Origin of the sequence: Citrobacter sp. Cpo142 (assembly GCF_030332425.1) — a bacterium.
Classification (GTDB): Bacteria; Pseudomonadota; Gammaproteobacteria; order Enterobacterales; family Enterobacteriaceae; genus Citrobacter; species Citrobacter portucalensis.
In genome coordinates this window covers 1-19,289 of the sequence record NZ_JAOWHW010000137.1, presented here as the reverse complement: position 1 = coordinate 19,289, position 19,289 = coordinate 1, and the positions used below count along the sequence as shown (strand labels likewise).

20 protein-coding genes, 1 tRNA gene and 1 pseudogene are annotated in these 19,289 nt (G+C 51.9%); 16 read left to right on the top strand and 6 right to left on the bottom strand.

The genetic code is table 11. The annotated features are described in order from the left end of the window. Positions 1–9: 9 nt before the first annotated feature. From gshB to ruvX, 3 genes are all read left to right on the top strand, one after another. Complete coding sequence (gene gshB, locus OGY18_RS19870; RefSeq protein WP_003027083.1) at positions 10–957, top strand: glutathione synthase; 948 nt, start codon at positions 10–12, stop codon at positions 955–957. 175 nt (positions 958–1,132) lie between these two features. Next, entirely contained in the window at positions 1,133–1,696 is a 564-nt protein-coding gene (locus tag OGY18_RS19865; RefSeq protein WP_003027086.1) for a YqgE/AlgH family protein, read from the top strand. Next, positions 1,696–2,112, top strand: coding sequence for a Holliday junction resolvase RuvX (gene ruvX, locus OGY18_RS19860; protein WP_008785771.1), 417 nt, complete (start codon positions 1,696–1,698; stop codon positions 2,110–2,112). The genes OGY18_RS19865 and ruvX overlap by 1 nt, the downstream gene beginning before the upstream one ends. Here the strand turns inward: ruvX and OGY18_RS19855 are convergent. After that, a complete protein-coding gene (locus OGY18_RS19855; RefSeq protein ID WP_286554139.1) occupies positions 2,109–3,089 on the bottom strand; it encodes a type IV pilus twitching motility protein PilT in 981 nt (326 codons plus the stop codon). The genes ruvX and OGY18_RS19855 overlap by 4 nt on opposite strands. A gap of 17 nt (positions 3,090–3,106) precedes the next feature. Between OGY18_RS19855 and OGY18_RS19850 the strand changes: the two genes are divergently transcribed. From OGY18_RS19850 to hemW, 5 genes are read left to right on the top strand one after another with little or no spacing between them, the layout of a single operon-like run. After that, on the top strand, positions 3,107–3,811 hold the full coding sequence (locus OGY18_RS19850; RefSeq protein WP_057067562.1) for a YggS family pyridoxal phosphate-dependent enzyme: 705 nt from the start codon (positions 3,107–3,109) through the stop codon (positions 3,809–3,811). An 18-nt stretch (positions 3,812–3,829) separates the two neighbouring features. Further along, the gene (locus tag OGY18_RS19845) at positions 3,830–4,396 is read left to right on the top strand and encodes a YggT family protein (RefSeq protein ID WP_003825417.1); all 567 of its coding nucleotides are present in this window, start codon (positions 3,830–3,832) and stop codon (positions 4,394–4,396) included. Beyond that, complete coding sequence (gene yggU / locus OGY18_RS19840) at positions 4,393–4,683, top strand: DUF167 family protein YggU (RefSeq protein WP_003027101.1); 291 nt, start codon at positions 4,393–4,395, stop codon at positions 4,681–4,683. The genes OGY18_RS19845 and yggU overlap by 4 nt, the downstream gene beginning before the upstream one ends. A gap of 7 nt (positions 4,684–4,690) precedes the next feature. Continuing rightward, positions 4,691–5,284, top strand: coding sequence for an XTP/dITP diphosphatase (locus OGY18_RS19835; RefSeq protein ID WP_003825414.1), 594 nt, complete (start codon positions 4,691–4,693; stop codon positions 5,282–5,284). Next, positions 5,277–6,413: a radical SAM family heme chaperone HemW gene (gene hemW / locus OGY18_RS19830; RefSeq protein ID WP_126317427.1), complete on the top strand. Its 1,137-nt coding sequence runs from the start codon at positions 5,277–5,279 to the stop codon at positions 6,411–6,413. Before OGY18_RS19835 ends, hemW begins: the two co-directional genes overlap by 8 nt. A gap of 114 nt (positions 6,414–6,527) precedes the next feature. Here hemW and ansB read toward each other — a convergent pair whose 3' ends face one another. From ansB to trmB, 4 genes are all read right to left on the bottom strand, one after another. After that, positions 6,528–7,574 carry an L-asparaginase 2 gene (gene ansB, locus OGY18_RS19825; protein ID WP_003027108.1) on the bottom strand — a complete coding sequence of 349 codons (1,047 nt, stop codon included), beginning with the start codon at positions 7,572–7,574 and terminating at the stop codon, positions 6,528–6,530. Positions 7,575–7,762: 188 nt separating this feature from the next. Further along, positions 7,763–8,482, bottom strand: a complete 720-nt coding sequence (locus OGY18_RS19820; protein WP_079938671.1) for a YggN family protein — start codon at positions 8,480–8,482, stop codon at positions 7,763–7,765. A gap of 49 nt (positions 8,483–8,531) precedes the next feature. Then, positions 8,532–8,858 carry a YggL family protein gene (locus tag OGY18_RS19815; RefSeq protein WP_003027115.1) on the bottom strand — a complete coding sequence of 109 codons (327 nt, stop codon included), beginning with the start codon at positions 8,856–8,858 and terminating at the stop codon, positions 8,532–8,534. Next, positions 8,858–9,577, bottom strand: coding sequence for a tRNA (guanosine(46)-N7)-methyltransferase TrmB (trmB, locus tag OGY18_RS19810; RefSeq protein ID WP_003825406.1), 720 nt, complete (start codon positions 9,575–9,577; stop codon positions 8,858–8,860). The genes OGY18_RS19815 and trmB overlap by 1 nt, the downstream gene beginning before the upstream one ends. 160 nt (positions 9,578–9,737) lie before the next feature. Between trmB and mutY the strand changes: the two genes are divergently transcribed. The 4 genes from mutY to OGY18_RS19790 all read left to right on the top strand — a co-directional run bounded on the left by mutY (position 9,738) and on the right by OGY18_RS19790 (position 13,726). Further along, positions 9,738–10,790 carry an A/G-specific adenine glycosylase gene (mutY, locus tag OGY18_RS19805; RefSeq protein WP_128611816.1) on the top strand — a complete coding sequence of 351 codons (1,053 nt, stop codon included), beginning with the start codon at positions 9,738–9,740 and terminating at the stop codon, positions 10,788–10,790. Positions 10,791–10,817: 27 nt separating this feature from the next. Further along, positions 10,818–11,087 (top strand): oxidative damage protection protein, encoded by a 270-nt coding sequence (locus tag OGY18_RS19800; RefSeq protein ID WP_003027126.1) that lies wholly within the window; start codon positions 10,818–10,820, stop codon positions 11,085–11,087. Positions 11,088–11,173: 86 nt separating this feature from the next. Continuing rightward, complete coding sequence (mltC, locus tag OGY18_RS19795) at positions 11,174–12,259, top strand: membrane-bound lytic murein transglycosylase MltC (protein WP_003825397.1); 1,086 nt, start codon at positions 11,174–11,176, stop codon at positions 12,257–12,259. A gap of 210 nt (positions 12,260–12,469) precedes the next feature. Further along, a complete protein-coding gene (locus OGY18_RS19790; RefSeq protein WP_071445575.1) occupies positions 12,470–13,726 on the top strand; it encodes a nucleoside permease in 1,257 nt (418 codons plus the stop codon). Between the two features lie 52 nt (positions 13,727–13,778). On the opposite strand, the gene OGY18_RS19785 is transcribed toward OGY18_RS19790, so the two are convergent. Then, a complete protein-coding gene (locus tag OGY18_RS19785; protein ID WP_286554134.1) occupies positions 13,779–15,914 on the bottom strand; it encodes an ornithine decarboxylase in 2,136 nt (711 codons plus the stop codon). Between the two features lie 468 nt (positions 15,915–16,382). On the opposite strand from OGY18_RS19785, the gene OGY18_RS19780 reads away from it, so the two are divergent. From OGY18_RS19780 to OGY18_RS19765, 4 genes and pseudogenes are all read left to right on the top strand, one after another. Next, positions 16,383–17,090, top strand: coding sequence for a DUF554 domain-containing protein (locus OGY18_RS19780; RefSeq protein ID WP_003825390.1), 708 nt, complete (start codon positions 16,383–16,385; stop codon positions 17,088–17,090). Between the two features lie 105 nt (positions 17,091–17,195). After that, positions 17,196–17,271, top strand: a tRNA-Phe gene (locus tag OGY18_RS19775). Between the two features lie 196 nt (positions 17,272–17,467). After that, complete coding sequence (locus tag OGY18_RS19770; protein WP_032170149.1) at positions 17,468–18,733, top strand: tyrosine-type recombinase/integrase; 1,266 nt, start codon at positions 17,468–17,470, stop codon at positions 18,731–18,733. A 46-nt stretch (positions 18,734–18,779) separates the two neighbouring features. Continuing rightward, positions 18,780–19,281 (top strand): annotated as a pseudogene (locus OGY18_RS19765) (tetratricopeptide repeat protein); the annotation flags it as partial. Positions 19,282–19,289 lie beyond the last annotated feature (8 nt).

Below are 19,289 nucleotides of genomic sequence, written 5' to 3'. Positions count from 1 at the left end.
GAGAAGAAAATGATCAAGCTCGGCATCGTGATGGATCCCATCGCAAGCATCAACATCAAGAAAGATTCCAGCTTCGCTATGCTGCTGGAAGCGCAACGTCGCGGTTACGAAATTCATTATATGGAGATGGCCGATCTTTATCTGATCAACGGTGAAGCCCGCGCCCATACGCGTACCCTGAGCGTAGAGCAGAACTACGACAAATGGTATGAGTTCAAGAGCGAGCAGGATCTCCCGCTGGCAGACCTGGACGTTATTCTGATGCGTAAGGATCCGCCGTTTGATACCGAGTTCATCTACGCAACCTATATTCTGGAACGTGCAGAAGAAAAAGGCACGCTGATCGTCAACAAACCGCAGAGCCTGCGCGACTGCAACGAAAAGCTGTTCACCGCCTGGTTTGCCGATCTGACGCCGGAAACGCTGGTCACGCGTAACAAAGCGCAGCTGAAAGCCTTCTGGCAAAAACACAGCGACATCATTCTCAAACCGCTGGATGGTATGGGCGGCGCATCTATTTTCCGTGTGAAGGAAGGCGACCCGAACCTTGGCGTCATTGCTGAAACGCTGACCGAGCACGGTACCCGCTACTGCATGGCGCAGAACTATCTGCCAGCAATTAAAGATGGCGATAAACGCGTCCTGGTGGTCGATGGCGAACCCGTTCCTTATTGCCTGGCGCGTATTCCGCAGGGCGGCGAAACCCGTGGTAACCTGGCCGCTGGCGGTCGTGGCGAGCCGCGTCCATTGACCGACAGCGACTGGGAAATTGCACGTCGCATTGGACCAACGCTGAAAGCGAAAGGTTTGATTTTTGTCGGTCTGGATATCATTGGCGATCGTCTGACGGAAATTAACGTTACCAGCCCAACCTGTATTCGTGAAATTGAAGCGGAGTTCCCGGTTTCGATTACCGGTATGCTGATGGATGCCATTGAGGCGCGTTTGCAGAAGTAAATACGTTGCCGGATAGCGACGCCATCGCGTCTTATCCGGCCTGGAATTGCACCCCGCAGGCCGGATTAGGCGAGCCGTCATCCGGCAAAGCTATCTTCAGAGGGTGACATCTTCGAGCTTTGCCCACATACTGGGCTCTGTTGCTTTTTTGAACCAGGAAACAGAACCTCTGACAATGAATTTACAGCATCACTTTCTGATTGCCATGCCTGCTCTCCAGGATCCGATTTTCCGCCGTTCCGTGGTGTACATCTGTGAACATAATGAGAACGGAGCAATGGGGATTATCGTTAATAAGCCTCTGGAAAACTTACAAATTGAAGGGATTCTGGAAAAGCTGAAGATTACCCCAGAAGAACGCGATCCGGCCATTCGTCTGGATAAACCAGTGATGCTTGGCGGCCCGCTGGCGGAAGACCGTGGATTTATTCTCCACACTCCACCGTCACGCTTTGCCTCCAGTATTCGCATCTCAGATAACACCATCATCACAACCTCCCGCGATGTACTAGAAACCCTGGGTACGCAGGAGCAACCGTCCGAAGTGCTGGTTGCGCTGGGTTATTCATCATGGGAAAAAGGTCAACTGGAACAAGAGCTACTGGATAACGCCTGGCTCACGGCGCCCGCAGACCTCAACATCTTATTCAAAACGCCGATTGCCGACCGCTGGCGCGATGCGGCGAAGCTTATCGGGATAGATATTCAGACCATGCCTGGCGTGGCGGGACATGCCTGATGAGCGGAACATTACTCTCTTTTGATTTTGGTACGAAAAGTATTGGTGTTGCTGTTGGTCAGCGCATTACCGGTACGGCCAGACCGTTGCCCGCCATTAAGGCGCAGGACGGTACGCCAGACTGGAGTTTGATTGAACGCCTGCTGAAAGAATGGCAGCCAGATGAAATCATTGTCGGCCTACCACTCAACATGGATGGCACAGAACAGCCCCTTACCGCGCGCGCGCGTAAGTTCGCTAACCGTATTCACGGTCGCTTTGGCGTAACCGTAACGCTGCACGATGAACGCTTGAGCACCGTCGAGGCCCGCTCCGGCCTGTTCGAACAAGGCGGATACCGGGCGTTGAATAAAGGCAAAGTAGATTCCGCTTCTGCCGTGGTCATCCTCGAAAGCTATTTCGAGCAGGGTTACTAAATCCGTCCCTGCGCCTGACGCTGCTGCTGGCTTTGTGCAAATGTCTGCATACCTGTCTGCTGCCCGGTTTGAATTACGCCGGGTAGCTGATGCGTTTTCCCTTCACGAATCAAATTGCCCACGGCAGGCGTGTTGACGAGCAGCTCAAATAGCGCCACGCGCCCTCCCTGTTTATCTTCCTCCAGCTTTTGCGAAAGTACCGCCCGCAGGCTGTCTGCCAGCTGATTACGCACCGGATCTTTCTCCTGTGCGGGAAAGGTATCCACCAGCCGCGCGATGGCCTGCGCCGCCCCTCGCGTATGTAACGTTGCCAGCACCAGATGCCCGGTTTCCGCTGCCGTTAATGCCAGACGAATGGTTTCCGCGTCGCGCAGTTCGCCCAGCAAAATGACGTCGGGATCTTCACGCAGCGCGCCGCGTAAACCGGCGGCAAAAGAAGCGCAGTGTACGCCCACCTCCCGTTGTTGAATAAGACAACGCTGGCTGGTGTAGCGATATTCAATCGGGTCTTCCAGCGTCAGAATATGCCCTGCAACATGCTGATTAAGGTACTCTACCATCGCCGCCAGGGTCGTTGATTTACCGCTACCGGTAGCGCCTGTCACCAGAATTAACCCATTTTCACTGCGCAGCAGTTCAGGTATGACGTCAGGGGTCTGGAGATCGTCTAAACGTGGACAATCAAGCGGGAGCAATCTTAGCGCCAGCGAGGTTCCCTGTTGATGAGCAAAAGCACTGGCGCGCAGCCTCCGGGAACCTGCCAGCGCAATAGCAAAATCTACCTGCCCCTGTTCCCGCCACTGTACCTGTTGTTGCTCACTGAGCCAGCACATCAGCAGATTCTCCACGTCAGGCGTAGTAAAGGGTGCGATTTCGACTTTTCCACGTATGCGCCAGCGCGCAGGCCATGCATTGCACAGGTGTAGATCCGACACGTTATGCTTTACACTAAGGGCCACTATTTCTTCCATATTCATATGAACATCCTCGGAAAATGAACGATATCGCGCATAACCTGGCACATGTCCGGGACAAAATCTCAGCCGCCGCGACGCGTTGCGGGCGGTCTTCAGAAGAAGTTACGCTGCTTGCAGTCAGTAAAACCAAACCTGCGAGCGCCATCGAAGAAGCCATTACCGCAGGGCAGCGAGCCTTCGGTGAAAACTATGTGCAGGAAGGGGTGGATAAAATCCGCTACTTCCAGGAAAAAGGCGTCAACGATCTGCAGTGGCACTTTATCGGCCCGCTGCAGTCCAACAAAAGTCGTCTGGTCGCCGAGCACTTTGACTGGTGCCATACGATCGACCGTCTGCGTATCGCTGCCCGTCTGAGCGAACAGCGCCCGGCGGAACTGCCGCCGCTCAATGTACTGATTCAAATTAATATCAGCGATGAGAACAGTAAGTCAGGCATTCCGCTGGCAGAGCTTGATGCACTGGCCGCTGAAGTCGCTGCACTGCCGCGCATTACCCTGCGTGGTCTGATGGCGATTCCGGCTCCAGAGTCAGATTATGTAAGGCAGTTTGAAGTTGCACAGCAAATGGCGGTAGCATTTGCCGGGTTGAAAACACGCTACCCAGGCATCGACACTCTCTCACTGGGAATGTCTGATGATATGGATGCCGCCATCGCGGCGGGTAGCACGATGGTGCGCATTGGCACTGCCATTTTTGGTGCTCGTGATTACACTAAAAAATAAGGAAAACTAAGGAACACCATGAATACGTTGACCTTCCTGCTCTCAACGGTAATTGAGCTGTATACCATGGCGCTGCTGCTGCGCGTGTGGATGCAATGGTCTCGCTGCGATTTTTACAACCCGTTCTCGCAGTTTATAGTGAAAATCACTCAGCCCATCATTGGGCCGTTACGCCGCATTATTCCCCCGATGGGACCGATCGACAGCGCATCGGCATTAGTTGCGCTCGTTCTCAGCTTTATCAAAGCAATCGTGCTGTTTAAGGTGGTCACGTTCCAGCCGATCATCTGGATCGCCGCCGTACTGATTGTCCTGAAGACTATCGGGCTGCTGATTTTCTGGGTGCTGCTGGTGATGGCAATTATGAGCTGGGTCAGCCAGGGCCGCAGTCCTGTAGAGTACGTGCTGATTCAACTGGCAGATCCGCTGCTGCGTCCTATCCGTCGCATACTTCCAGGCATGGGCGGGATCGATTTCTCCCCAATGATTCTGGTTCTGCTGCTCTACGTTATTAACATGGGCATCGCGGAAGTGTTACAGGCGACAGGCAACATGCTGCTGCCTGGGCTGTGGATGGCGCTATGAGTGCCGTTACACCCTGCGACGACGGTCTGGTTTTACGGCTCTACATTCAGCCTAAAGCCAGCCGTGACAGTATTGTGGGTTTACATGGCGACGAAGTTAAAGTCGCCATTACCGCCCCACCGGTAGATGGCCAGGCCAATAGCCATCTGGTGAAGTTTCTCGGCAAACAGTTCCGTGTGGCAAAAAGCCAGGTCGTCATTGAGAAGGGCGAGCTTGGTCGTCACAAACAGGTTAAAATCATTCATCCGCAACAGATCCCGCCCGAAATTGCGGCGTTAACTGATTAGGTATCCCATGCAAAAAGTTGTCCTCGCGACCGGCAATGCCGGTAAAGTGCGTGAACTCGCCTCTCTTCTGAGTGATTTCGGTCTTGATGTTGTTGCCCAAACGGAACTGGGTGTTGATTCTGCAGACGAGACCGGGCTGACGTTTATTGAGAACGCCATTCTGAAGGCGCGTCATGCCGCGCAAATTACCGGCTTACCGGCCATTGCTGATGACTCAGGTCTGGCAGTAAATGCCCTTGGCGGCGCGCCGGGTATCTATTCAGCCCGCTATTCCGGCGAAGATGCGACCGATCAGCAGAACCTGGAAAAACTGCTTCACACCCTGCAGGATATTCCTGATGACAAGCGCCAGGCGCAGTTCCACTGCGTGCTGGTGTATATGCGCCATGCAGACGATCCAACACCTGTTGTTTGCCACGGAAGCTGGCCGGGCGTGATTACCCGTGAACCTGCCGGAAACGGTGGTTTTGGCTACGACCCGATCTTCTTTGTGCCGTCTGAAGGGAAAACCGCAGCCGAACTGACCCGTGAAGAAAAGAGTGCAATTTCTCACCGCGGACAGGCGCTAAAGCTGCTGCTGGATGCCCTGCGTAATGGTTAAGCTTCCGCCGCTAAGTCTTTATATTCACATCCCGTGGTGCGTGCAGAAATGCCCGTACTGCGACTTCAACTCGCATGCGCTAAAGGGCGAAGTCCCTCATGATGACTATGTGCAGCATCTGCTGAGCGATCTGGATACTGAGGTGGCCCATGCCCAGGGCCGTGAAGTAAAGACGATTTTTATCGGTGGTGGCACGCCGAGCCTGCTTTCTGGCCCGGCGATGCAAACGCTGCTCGACGGCGTGCGAGCACGGCTGAATCTGGCCGAAGATGCAGAAATCACGATGGAGGCGAATCCCGGGACGGTGGAAGCCGATCGCTTTGTGGATTATCAACGCGCTGGCGTCAACCGTATCTCGATTGGCGTACAGAGCTTTAGCTCCACCAAACTCGAACGTCTGGGACGTATTCACGGGCCGGAAGAAGCCAAACGAGCAGCACACCTGGCGAGCGGTCTGGGGCTACGCAGCTTTAATCTCGATCTGATGCATGGTTTGCCGGATCAGACGCTGGAAGAGGCGCTGGGTGATTTACAGCAGGCAATCGCGCTCAACCCACCGCATCTTTCCTGGTATCAGTTGACCATCGAACCCAACACGCTGTTCGGTTCCCGACCGCCGGTTTTACCGGACGATGACGCGCTGTGGGATATTTTTGAGCAAGGCCACCAGCTACTGACCGCCGCGGGATATCAGCAGTACGAAACCTCAGCCTACGCCAGACCGGGTTATCAGTGTCAGCACAACCTTAACTACTGGCGTTTTGGCGACTATCTTGGCATTGGCTGCGGCGCACACGGTAAGATCACATTCCCTGACGGACGCATCCTGCGCACCACCAAAACACGGCATCCGCGTGGGTATATGCAAGGGCGTTATCTCGAAAGCCAGCGCGATGTCGCCGAAGCCGATAAGCCGTTCGAGTTCTTCATGAATCGTTTCCGGCTGCTGGAAGCCGCGCCTCGCGCGGAGTTCACGCAATATACCGGTCTTACCGAAGACGTTATTCGTCGACAGATCGATGAGGCTATTTCCCTGGGCTACCTGAGTGAATGCGATGAATACTGGCAGATTACCCAACACGGTAAGCTGTTCTTGAATTCGCTGCTGGAGCTGTTTCTGGCGGAGTGATGGCTGGTGAACGTAGGCCTGATAAGCGTAGCGCCATCAGGAAAATTGCCGGATGGCGGCTGCGTCTTATCCGGCCTACAGGGTTAGGGCGGTAAGCGCAGCCACCTTCATCGATTAATACTGATTAAACATTTCCTGGATCTGCTTAGGATCCTTGGTTTGAGTCAGCGCAAGCTGCAGCAGAACACGTGCTTTTTGCGGGTTCAGGGAACCTGAAGCCACAAATCCGTATTTTGCATCATCAACTTCTGCATCCTGTGTAGTGGCGCCCGTTGGTACACGGGATGAACGCACTACAACGGTACCTTTATGCGCGGCGGTTGCCAGCGTATCGAAAATGGTTTTATACAGGTTACCGTTACCTACACCCGCACTGACGATCCCAGCGTAACCCGCATCCACCAGCGCTTTTGCCGGCAGATCGGAGGCATTAGCGTAGTTATAAACAATCCCAACTTTCGGCAGTTCGGTCAGCTTAGACACATCGAACGGAGTAGACGTGGTGTGCTTACGCGCAGGCGTACGCTGGTAGTCGATTTTACCGTTATGGATGTAACCCAACGGTCCGTAGTTAACGGATTTGAAGGTAGCGACGTCGGTAGTGTTGGTTTTAGTCACGTCACGACCATCCATAACGGTGTCGTTCATCACCACCAGCACTCCGCGGTTGGCAGAGGCTTTGTCTGCGGCAGTTACTACCGCGTTATACAAGTTGAACGGGCCATCAGCGCTCATACCCGTAGACGGACGCATTGCGCCGACCAGCACCACCGGCTTGTTACACTTGACGGTCAGGTCGAGGAAATAGGCGGTTTCTTCCATGGTATCCGTACCATGTGTTACCACAAAGCCGTCGGTTTTATCACACTCGGTATTAATCTTTTTCGCCAGCGTTAACCAGACTTCGTCATTCATATCCTGGGAGCCGATATTCACCACCTGCTCGCCTTTAACGACAGCGATATCTTTCAATTGAGGTACGGCCTCAACCAGATTTTCTACGCCAACCTTGCCTGCCGTGTAGTTAGATTTTGTCGCGGAATCACCGCCGCCGGCAATCGTCCCACCGGTCGCTAAAATGGTGATGTTTGGCAGTGCAAGCGCCGCGCCGCTGAAACCCATAACCAGTGCGGCAAGTGCCGTTTTCTTGAAAAACTCCATGTTATTTCTCCAGTTACTTGAATTTGCAGCATTATGTCTATCCTACAGATGAATAATGTGACGAGATCCAATTAACCAGATTTATATCTCCACCAAATTGCCATTCTTAGAGATGGATATCAAAAAAACAGAAATATACAAAATAAAACGGCACAGAATGTTTCTGTGCCGTTAATAAGAGGTGAAGATTATTTCAGAGTGCTAACCAGCGTTTTACGATCGTTTTCCAGCGTCACGACGCGGGCACAAACATCTTTGCCAAACTGCTGGAAGTCTTGTTCCTGATTCTTCCATTCGTTCTGAATTGAGGTTTGCAAACCACCGAGACTCCCGAGCACGCCCTGCAGCGGATTACCACCGCCTTTGAGCACGGCTTTCGCCCCCATCTCGTTGATGCTGTCCTGCAAAATGCCGCCCATCGCCTGATTGACCAGCTGTTGTCCGTCCGCGCGGACCTGATCAATCGCCTTATAATGGAAAGTCAGGCCATCAGTTCGATGTTCGATGATGCGGTTCATCTGCGCTTTCAATTGCGCATCCAGCTTGGTTAAGCGGCCACGCATGTTGCTGCTTTCACCGACCTCTTTGGCGATGATTTTGTCCAGCGCCACGCGACCTTTCTCTACGCGCGCTCTGGCACCTTCGTCGATCCACGGCAGGCTGCTACGCAACGCCGCCTGATAATCTTTGGCCTGCTCACGCTGTGCGGCGTTCAGGTTGTACTGTTTACCGTTAAAGGTGACATCGCCGGCCTGAGTAATAACCAGGTCGCCATTCTCGCCCTTCACCTGCACCGTTTGTGGGCTCAAAATCACATCGTCACGCGGGGTGACGCTGCACTGATAATCGGCATGTGCGGCCATCGCCGTGAACGTTAGGACTGCCGCCAGCAGCGTTTTGCGCATCATATCTTTCCCTCAATACAAATCGGGTCGGCATTTGCCGACCCTGTGCTACTTAGTCCCACCAAATATCGAAAAGTTCGCTGGTACGCACTTCTTCGAGTTTGTGCTCTTCCAGCCACTTACGCACGATTGCCTGGTGTTCTTCGGTGCATTTGCCGATTTCCTGCAGACAGATCAGACCTTCCCAGGCCAGATAGCCGCTGCCGTCAAAAGCCAGCTTGTTCGGTTCGATGACTTCATTGATAAAGTCATCAACGATTTGATCGACCTGCTCTCCAGATGTACCTTCCGGGAAACGCCATGCAACCGAAAATCCTACTTCCTGGAATTCTTCGATGTGCATCTTTTTACGCAGACGACGGCTACGGTTCTTTGCCATTATTTCACCCTCTCGAACATTAAGTCCCATACGCCGTGGCCAAGACGATGACCACGTTGTTCAAATTTGGTTACCGGGCGCGATTCCGGGCGCGGTACATAATCGTTACTCTCTGACTGGTTTTTATACCCGTCAATCGAGGACATCACTTCAAGCATGTGCTCAGCATACGCTTCCCAGTCGGTCGCCATATGGAACACGCCACCCAGCTTCAGCTTACTTAAGATATGCTCAGCAAACGGTACCTGAACGATACGGCGTTTATTATGACGTGCTTTGTGCCATGGGTCAGGGAAAAACAGCTGAACCATAGATAAAGAATTGTCAGGAATCATTTTATGCAGGACTTCAACGGCATCATGGCACATGACGCGCAGGTTCTCGACACCCTCTTCATGGGCTGAAGCCAGACACGCACCAACGCCAGGTGAGTGAACCTCAATGCCGAGGAAATTCTGTTCCGGACGCGCTTTCGCCATTGCAACCAGCGACGCTCCCATACCAAAACCGATTTCCAGCGTGACTGGCGCGTCACGGCCAAACAGTTCTGCGAAATCTACAGGCTCTTCGCTGAACTCAACGCCCATCACCGGCCAGTAGTTTTCCAGCGCGTGTTCCTGCCCTTTCGTCAGTCGCCCCTGGCGACGAACAAAACTACGAATCCGGCGCAGAGGGCGGCCGTTTTCATCAAATTCCGGTGAAATGACGTCGTTCTTCATAAAAGTTTAGTCTGCTGTGTTTGAGTTCTGAAAACGGGCATTATCCAAAGTTAGTTGCCGGATGCAAGTAAAGGAAGAAAGTGAGCAGCGGAAAGTTCCGGTTTACACCCCGTTGCCGCTGTGCTGCAATCTTGCCCCCGGCAATAATGAAACGGTAATCATGCAAGCGTCTCAATTTTCGGCTCAGGTTTTGAGCTGGTACGACAAATACGGGCGGAAAACGCTGCCCTGGCAAATTGACAAGACGCCTTACAAAGTATGGCTCTCTGAGGTAATGCTGCAACAAACTCAGGTTGCGACCGTTATCCCTTATTTTGAGCGCTTTATGGCGCGCTTCCCAACGGTAACGGATTTAGCCCATGCGCCGCTGGATGAAGTTCTGCATTTGTGGACCGGGCTGGGTTATTACGCCCGTGCGCGTAATCTGCATAAAGCCGCGCAGCAGGTTGTGACGCTGCATAGCGGTATATTTCCGCAAACCTTTGATGAAGTAGCCGCCCTACCTGGCGTCGGACGTTCAACCGCAGGCGCGATCCTTTCTCTCTCTCTGGGTCAGCATTTTCCGATTCTCGACGGTAACGTCAAACGCGTGCTGGCTCGCTGTTATGCTGTAAGCGGCTGGCCGGGTAAAAAAGAGGTCGAAAAGAAGCTGTGGGAGCTGAGTGAGCAAGTTACGCCGGCCCAGGGTGTTGAGCGTTTTAATCAGGCGATGATGGATTTAGGCGCCATGGTCTGTACGCGCTCAAAACCTAAATGTTCCCTGTGTCCGTTGGAAAATGGCTGTGTGGCGAGCGCCAATGCAAGTTGGGCGCTGTATCCCGGTAAAAAGCCCAAACAGACGCTACCGGAACGAACGGGCTATTTTTTACTGATGCAGCATGATGACGAAGTGCTGCTTGCACAGCGACCGCCCAGCGGCTTATGGGGTGGTTTATACTGTTTTCCGCAGTTTGACGACGAAGATGGACTGCGCAACTGGCTGGCGCAACGACAAATTAACGCAGATAATCTGACCCAACTTAATGCGTTTCGCCATACCTTTAGCCATTTCCACTTAGATATTGTGCCTATGTGGCTTCCCGTGTCTTCATTCACCTCATGCATGGATGAAGGCAACGCGCTCTGGTATAACTTAGCGCAACCGCCGTCGGTCGGACTGGCGGCTCCCGTGGAGCGTTTGTTACAGCAATTACGTGCCGGTACACACGTTTAACGTACCGGACGATAGAGAGGACTTTTTATGAGCAGAACGATTTTTTGCACTTTCCTGCAACGCGAAGCAGAAGGCCAGGATTTTCAGCTGTACCCGGGCGATCTGGGAAAACGCATTTATAACGAGATTTCTAAAGAAGCATGGGCGCAATGGCAGCATAAACAGACCATGCTGATTAACGAGAAAAAACTCAATATGATGAACGTCGAACACCGTAAGTTACTGGAACAGGAGATGATTAACTTCCTGTTTGAAGGTAAGGATGTGCATATTGAAGGCTATACGCCAGAATCATAAGAACCGTTGCCGGATGGCGCTGCGCTTATCCGGCCTACGTTTTAATCTGGTCCTTGCAAACAACAAACACAACACGCACTCCCGGAATGATGAAAAAATTTCTCGCGCTTGCCGTTATTGCGCCGTTGCTCATCTCCTGTTCCAGTTCGACCAAAAAAGGCGATTCCTATAACGAAGCCTGGGTCAAGGATACCAACGGTTTTGATATTCTGATGGGGCAATTTGCCCATAATATTGAGAATTTGTGGGGATTTAAGGAAGTGCTGATTGCGGGTCCGAAGGACTACGTCAAGTATACCGATCAGTATCAAACCCGCAGCCACATCAACTTTGATGACGGTACGATAACCGTCGAGACCATTGCCGGGACAGATCCCGCTGGACACCTGCGTCGAGCGATTATCAAGACATTGCTGATGGGCGATGATCCGGGTTCTATCGACCTCTATTCCGATGTCGACGACATTAAGATTTCCAAAGAGCCATTCCTGTACGGACAGGTGGTTGATAATACCGGCCAGCCCATTCGTTGGGAGGGGCGAGCCACCAACTTTGCCAACTACCTGCTGCAAACACGGCTTAAAAGCCGCAGCAATGGCCTGCGTATCATCTATAGCGTGACGATCAATCTGGTGCCGAACCACCTTGATAAGCGCGCGCATAAATACGTTGGCATGGTGCGTCAGGCTTCACGTAAGTATGGCGTCGACGAGTCGCTGATTCTGGCTATCATGCAAACCGAATCCTCGTTTAACCCGTATGCGGTGAGCCATGCCGATGCGCTGGGACTGATGCAGGTGGTACAGCACAGCGCAGGGAAAGATGTATTCCGCTCGCAAGGGCGCTCAGGCACGCCGAGCCGTAGCTTCTTGTTTGATCCGGCCAGTAACATTGATACCGGTACGGCCTATCTGGCAATGCTCAACAATGTCTATTTGGGCGGTATCGATAATCCGACCTCACGTCGCTATGCGGTAATCACCGCGTATAACGGCGGTGCGGGCAGCGTGCTACGCGTGTTCTCGAACGATAAAATTCAGGCCGCAAATATCATTAACAGCATGTCTCCAGGTGACGTTTATCAAACGCTGACCACCCGACATCCCTCTGCTGAATCACGCCGATACCTTTACAAGGTCAATTCCGCACAAAAATCATATCGACGCCACTAATGTATCCCTCTTCAGCCCCCTAAAACGGGGGCCTGAAGCACCAAAAATGTTAACTCCATCACTCTTTTGCTTTGCAATCAGAAATTGTTTGCAAATATTTGTCACAGGTAACAAAAAAAGAGTGCCTCTCATTGATAGAATCACATCATATAGCCACGGCAAATGTGCCTTTTAAAACATTCATCCGCATTACGGTGTGAGGAAATTAACATGAATCTTAAGCTGCAGCTGAAAGTTCTCTCGTTTCTGCAGTTCTGCTTATGGGGTAGTTGGCTCACTACCCTCGGCTCCTATATGTTTGTCACCCTTAAATTCGATGGTGCATCCATTGGCGCGGTGTATAGCTCGCTGGGGATCGCCGCCGTGCTTATGCCAACGCTGTTAGGGATCGTGGCCGATAAATGGATCAGTGCGAAGTGGGTTTACGCCCTTTGCCACTTGGTCGGCGCAGGAACGCTGTTTGCCGCAGCCGAAGTCACCACGCCAGGGGCAATGTTCTTTGTGATCTTGCTTAACTCCCTGGCCTATATGCCAACACTGGGGCTAATCAACACCATCTCCTACTATCGCCTGCAATCTGCCGGGATGGATATCGTTACCGACTTCCCGCCAATTCGTATCTGGGGCACCATCGGCTTTATTCTGGCGATGTGGGCCGTGAGCTTCTCCGGCTTTGAACTGAGCCATATGCAGCTGTATATCGGTGCGACATTGTCCCTGGTACTGGTACTGTTCACCCTGACGCTGCCGCATATTCCGGTTGCCAATCAGCAGAAAAACCAGAGCTGGACATCAATGCTCGGTCTGGATGCTTTCGCGCTGTTTAAAAACAAGCGTATGGCGATTTTCTTCATCTTCTCAATGATGCTGGGCGCAGAGCTGCAGATTACCAATATGTTTGGTAACACCTTCCTGCACAGCTTCGATAACAACCCGCTGTTCTCCGGTAGCTTTATCGTGGAACACGCATCGGTGATGATGTCGATTTCACAGATTTCCGAGACGCTGTTTATCCTGACCATCCCGTTCTTCTTAAGCCGTTACGGTATTAAGAACGTGATGCTTATCAGTATTGTGGCGTGGATGCTGCGCTTCGGCCTGTTTGCCTACGGCGACCCAACGCCGTTCGGTACCGTGCTGCTGGTTCTGTCGATGATTGTTTACGGCTGCGCCTTCGACTTCTTCAACATCTCTGGTTCTGTGTTCGTGGAGAAAGAAGTACGCCCTGAAATCCGCGCCAGCGCACAGGGTATGTTCCTGATGATGACCAACGGCTTCGGTTGTATTCTGGGCGGACTGGTGAGCGGTAAAGTCGTTGAACACTATACGCTGAACGGTATTACCGACTGGCAGACCGTGTGGTTGATCTTCGCAGGTTACTCGCTGGTTCTGGCTTTTGCCTTCGTTGCGCTGTTTAAATACAAACACGTACGCGTTCCAGCAGGCACCCAGACTATCGCGCACTAACTTTTACGCAGAGAAAAGCGGGTTGCCAAAAGGTAACCCGCTTTTTTTGCGCTTACTTCACAACATATCCATACAGGCGCTTAATACCGTCTGTATCCGTTTCACTGTAAACACCTTGCAGCTCCGGCGAGAAGCCTGGCAGCAGGTTTACGCCCTCTTCCAGCGCCAGGAAATATTGCTGTACCGCCCCACCCCATACTTCGCCCGGTACCACGCACAGCACGCCCGGAGGATAAGGCAGCGCACCTTCCGCCGCAATGCGGCCAGCTGCTTCACTAATCCGCACCAGTTCAACATCACCACGGATAAAAGCGCTGTTCGCATCCTGTGGGTTCATCGCCACGGCAGGTAAACTTTCCTGACGGAACATCGCTTTTTGCAGATCTTTCACATCAAAGCTGACGTACAGTGAGTGCATCTCCTGGCACAGTTCACGCAGCGTGTAATCCCGATAGCGTACCGGATACTTATTGAAGATGGTTGGCAGCACATCTGCCAGCGGCGTATCGTCTTCAATATGCTGCTCAAACTGCGCCAGCATCGCCACCAGTTGCGCCAGTTTCTCTGCGCTTTCTGCCGGGGTCAGCAGGAACAGAATCGAGTTAAGGTCGCATTTCTCCGGCACGATGCCGTTTTCACGCAGGTAATGCGCCAGAATCGTCGCCGGAATACCAAACTCGGTATATTGCCCGGTTTGTGCGTCAATGCCCGGAGTGGTTAACAGCAGTTTGCAAGGGTCAACGAAATACTGGTCGCGCGCGTAGCCGGAAAAACCATGCCATTTAGCACCTGGTTCGAAGCTAAAGAAGCGACGCTCGCTGGCAATCACCTGCGTCGGATAGCTTTCCCACGGTTTGCCATCGACTACCGGGGGAACAAACGGCTGAATCATCTTACAGCGGGTAATAATCGCTTTACGGGCCTCAATGCCCAGCGTCACACACTCCGCCCACAGCCGACGACCGCTCTCGCCTTCATGGATTTTGGCGTTAACTTCCAGCGCCGCAAACAGCGGGTAAAACGGACTGGTAGAAGCATGCAGCATAAATGCATTATTCAGACGCTTATGCGGGCAGAACCGCGCCTGACCGCGAATATGGTTATCCTTTTTGTGGATCTGCGAGGTTTGCGAGAATCCGGCCTGCTGTTTGTGTACCGACTGGGTGACAAAGATCCCCGGATCGTTAGCATCGAGATCCAACAGCAGCGGTGACCCATCGGCCATCATCGGAATAAATTGTTCGTAGCCGACCCATGCTGAGTCAAACAGGATGTAATCACACAGATGACCGATCTTGTCGATCACCTGCCGGGCATTGTAGATCGTACCGTCATAAGTGCCGAGCTGAATGATCGCCAGACGGAACGGGCGCGGTTGTTCTGCCTTTTGCGGCGCAATATCACGAAGTTGCTGGCGCAGATACTCCTCATCAAAGCAGTGCTCGTCAATGCCGCCAATAAAGCCAAACGGATTACGCGCCGCTTCCAGATACACCGGCGTCGCACCCGCCTGGATCAGCGCACCGTGGTGGTTCGACTTATGGTTATTACGGTCAAATAGCACCAGATCGCCGCGCGTCAGCAGCGCATTGGTTACTACTTTATTGGCCGCAGAGGTCCCGTTCAGCACAAAGTAGGTTTTATCCGCGTGGAAAACTTTCGCGGCAAATTTCTGCGCATGTTTCGCCGAGCCTTCATGAATCAGCAGATCGCCAAGCTTAACGTCGGCGTTGCACATATCCGCGCGAAACAGATTCTCGCCAAAGAACTCGTAGAAATGGCGCCCCGCGGGATGCTTTTTAAAGAACTCACCGTGTTGATGTCCTGGGCAGGCAAATGTGCTGTTCCCCATCTCGACATACTGAGTCAACGTGTCATAGAACGGCGGCAGCAAATCTTCTTCATACTGACAGGCAGCAGACTCCAGCTCCAGCCAGTCCTGCGCCTGACCGCGAATGACCGCATTCACGCCCGCCGGCAGATCAACATCCGACTCTGCGAACAGAAACACGGGTATATGAAAACCGGTGCGTTTCAGCAAAGCAAGGATCCCGCTGCGGCTATCCGCAACGGTAATGACGACTGCCGCAACGTCAGTAAAATCAGTACTGTCCAGCGACACCACCTGACGATGGCTGGACAGACGAGAAACCAGTTCTCCACTGGCGGCAATTTTCATTGATTTCATAAGCGCAATAACCCGTTTCGGGAAAATCAAAAGTCCCGGACAAAGCCACATTGCTTTGCCCACGAAATGACAGGTCAAACTGGTTACCAGCCCCGACCGCCAGACATCAGTAAAAGCAGATAGCCTCTGATTTTACTGTTATCCTGCAGTGAGCGTGCGCTGCCCTCACCGCATGGTGGGAGCGTAAAGATAAGTCGCAGGAAGGGGCAAACGTCGCGCAAAAAGGCGATGTTGAAGGCGATGTAGGGGGAGTAATATCATCCCAGGCAGCCCCATTCAGACAGGAGAAAATTCGCGCAATCATGGCACCTTTCACTTTCAGGCGCAAGATAAAATCCGGAGCCTGAACCTCACAGATAAACAAGCATTTCGCCTGTCAATCGCGGCATAATAATGCAATCTGAAAACATATTTTACCCAGAGAATTGCCTTTAGCATCAAGACGATAATGGGTATGCAGGAGCAAACGTGGTAATTGGACCCTTTATTAATGCTGGCGCCATTTTATTTGGTGGTGTTCTCGGCGCACTACTCAGCCAGCATTTACCGGAACGCATTCGTGCCTCCATGACCTCCATATTCGGACTGTGCTCTTTGGGAATTGGTATTTTGCTGGTTATCAAGTGCGCTAACCTACCGGTGATGGTCCTGGCTACGTTAGTCGGTGCATTAATTGGCGAGTTCTGTTATCTGGAAAAAGGGATCAATACCGCGGTTGCCAAAGCGCAGCAGCTTTTCACCCGGTCGGATGCCAACACCACACACGAATCCTTCATCCAGAGCTATGTGGCCATCATCGTGCTATTTTGCGCCAGTGGTACCGGGATCTTCGGGGCGATACATGAAGGGATGACCGGCGACCCGAATATTTTAATCGCGAAGTCGTTTCTTGATTTCTTCACGGCCATCATTTTTGCCTGTTCATTAGGTATCGCGGTATCGGCAATTTGTGTACCAATGCTGGCAATCCAGCTAACGCTTGCCACCTGCGCAGCACTTATTTTGCCCCTGACGACGCCAGCCATGATGGCCGATTTCAGCGCCGTAGGTGGACTGCTGTTGTTGGCAACCGGTTTACGTATTTGTGGAATCAAAATGTTTGCGGTTGTGAATATGCTTCCTGCCCTTCTGCTGGCAATGCCGCTTTCCGCCGCGTGGACGGCATTTTTTGCCTGAGAATGCGTGCAATAGCAACAATGTGGTGATAGATTGTGCAGTCTGCGTTGATTTGAAGAAATTTCGTTGACGAAACGAAGCGAATCGGTTTTAATGCGCCTCGTTGCCCGGATAGCTCAGTCGGTAGAGCAGGGGATTGAAAATCCCCGTGTCCTTGGTTCGATTCCGAGTCCGGGCACCAAATTCATATCAACGGACCTCCACGGAGGTCCGTTTTTGCATTCTAAGCCCGCCAAAACCAACATTCCTACAATCCCTTAACTCCACCCAACTCAATCAACTTCAACCCGCATCAAGTCCCTTGCGAGGGTACAACTGAGGGTATAGTCTGATTCGATAAAATTTATACCCCTTTTTACTATCAGGAGATACCGCCAATGGCGCTCACTGACGCTAAAATCCGTGCCGCTAAACCGGATGAAAAACCTTATAAACTTGCCGACAGCGGCAACATGTTCTTGCTCGTTCACCCTAACGGCTCTCGCTACTGGCGGCTCCGCTATCGGTTTCTGGGCAAAGAGAAAACGCTCGCTCTGGGGGTCTATCCTGAAGTCTCGTTATCAGAAGCAAGGGAAAAACGCGATACGGCGAGAAAGCTGATAGCTGAGGGAACTGACCCATGCGAACAGAAAAGGATCAAAAAGTCGGTACCCGAAACAGCTCAGACATTTGAAGGCATCGCAAGACAGTGGCATAAGAGCAACAAAAAATGGTCAGCCTCACACAATGAGAGGATACTGAAAAGCCTCGAAACTCATGTTTTCCCCTTTATTGGTTCACGTGACATTACCACCCTCAGGACTCCCGATTTACTTGTTCCCGTTAAAGCAGCCGAAGCAAAGGAGATATATGAAATCGCAGCGCGCCTTCAGCAGCGTATCACTGCAATCATGCGCTATGCTGCACAGTCAGGCATTATCACCTATAACCCTGCCTTGGATATGGCTGGCGCGTTAACCACAGTGAAACGCCAGCACCGCCCTGCCCTCGCCTTAAATCGCATTTCAGAGCTTCTTGAACGACTGGATGCCTACAGAGGACAACCTCTCACCCGGCAGGCAACTAAACTCACCCTGCTTATCTTCATCCGTTCCAGCGAACTACGCTTTGCCAGGTGGTCTGAGATCGACTTCAAGAAAGCCATGTGGACCATTCCTCCTGAGCGGAAACCTATTGAAGGGGTCAAGTATTCCCATCGTGGCTCAAAAATGCGAACAGAGCATCTTGTGCCACTATCTACTCAGGCGGTGAATATACTGAAGCAGATCCACACTATCAGCGGAGAACATGAACTGATTTTCACCGGCGATCACAATCCATGGAAACCCATGAGTGAGAACACTGTAAATAACGCACTGCGTCTGATGGGCTATGATACAAAGGTCGATGTCTGTGGTCACGGCTTCCGGGCAATGGCCTGTAGTTCGTTGATTGAGTCAGGTCTTTGGTCCAGGGATGCGGTCGAACGTCAGATGAGCCATATGGAACGTAACACAGTGCGGGCTGCGTATATCCATAAAGCGGAACATCTGGATGAGCGAAAGCTGATGTTGCAGTGGTGGGCTGATTTTCTGGATGCTAACAGGGAACAGAGTGTCAGCCCTTTTGACTATGCAAAAATTAATAATCCTTTGAGAAGGTGACAGAACTCCAAACACACACATGCTCCTCCCTCACAGGGGAAGAGCACTCATTGATAAAATACTGGCGTACAATCCCGAAGATAATCAGGGAGCACGCTGATTGATAGGACCGGAATTGTTACGCTCATGGCGACCATGAGGGGCAGTCCATGTACTGATGGTGCATGTAGTTGAATTTTCACCTTACTGGTATGAACTTAGTCTTCTGTATTTTCTGAATGGAGAATACATTAAAGGTGCGATAGCTTTTCGCCACGGTTTTACCACAAAATCTTACACCGCGGAAATTTACATCCCTTTCCACTTGCTGTGCGGCATAATCTTTCTGGCGGACCCGATACCGCTGAAGATTATTATGTAACATACAACTCGTTATGGGGACAATATCCAGAAACATTGATGTTTGTAAACTGACTGTATAATCACTCATCTGTAATGCGTGAACTGGAAGAAATAATTAAATGTGTCGAAATGCTGATGCAGAAAGATGTTTTTGAATATGCGAAAGTATTTTAAGACAGAAGAAGAATCGACGAGCGACTTTCTGAGAAAATTG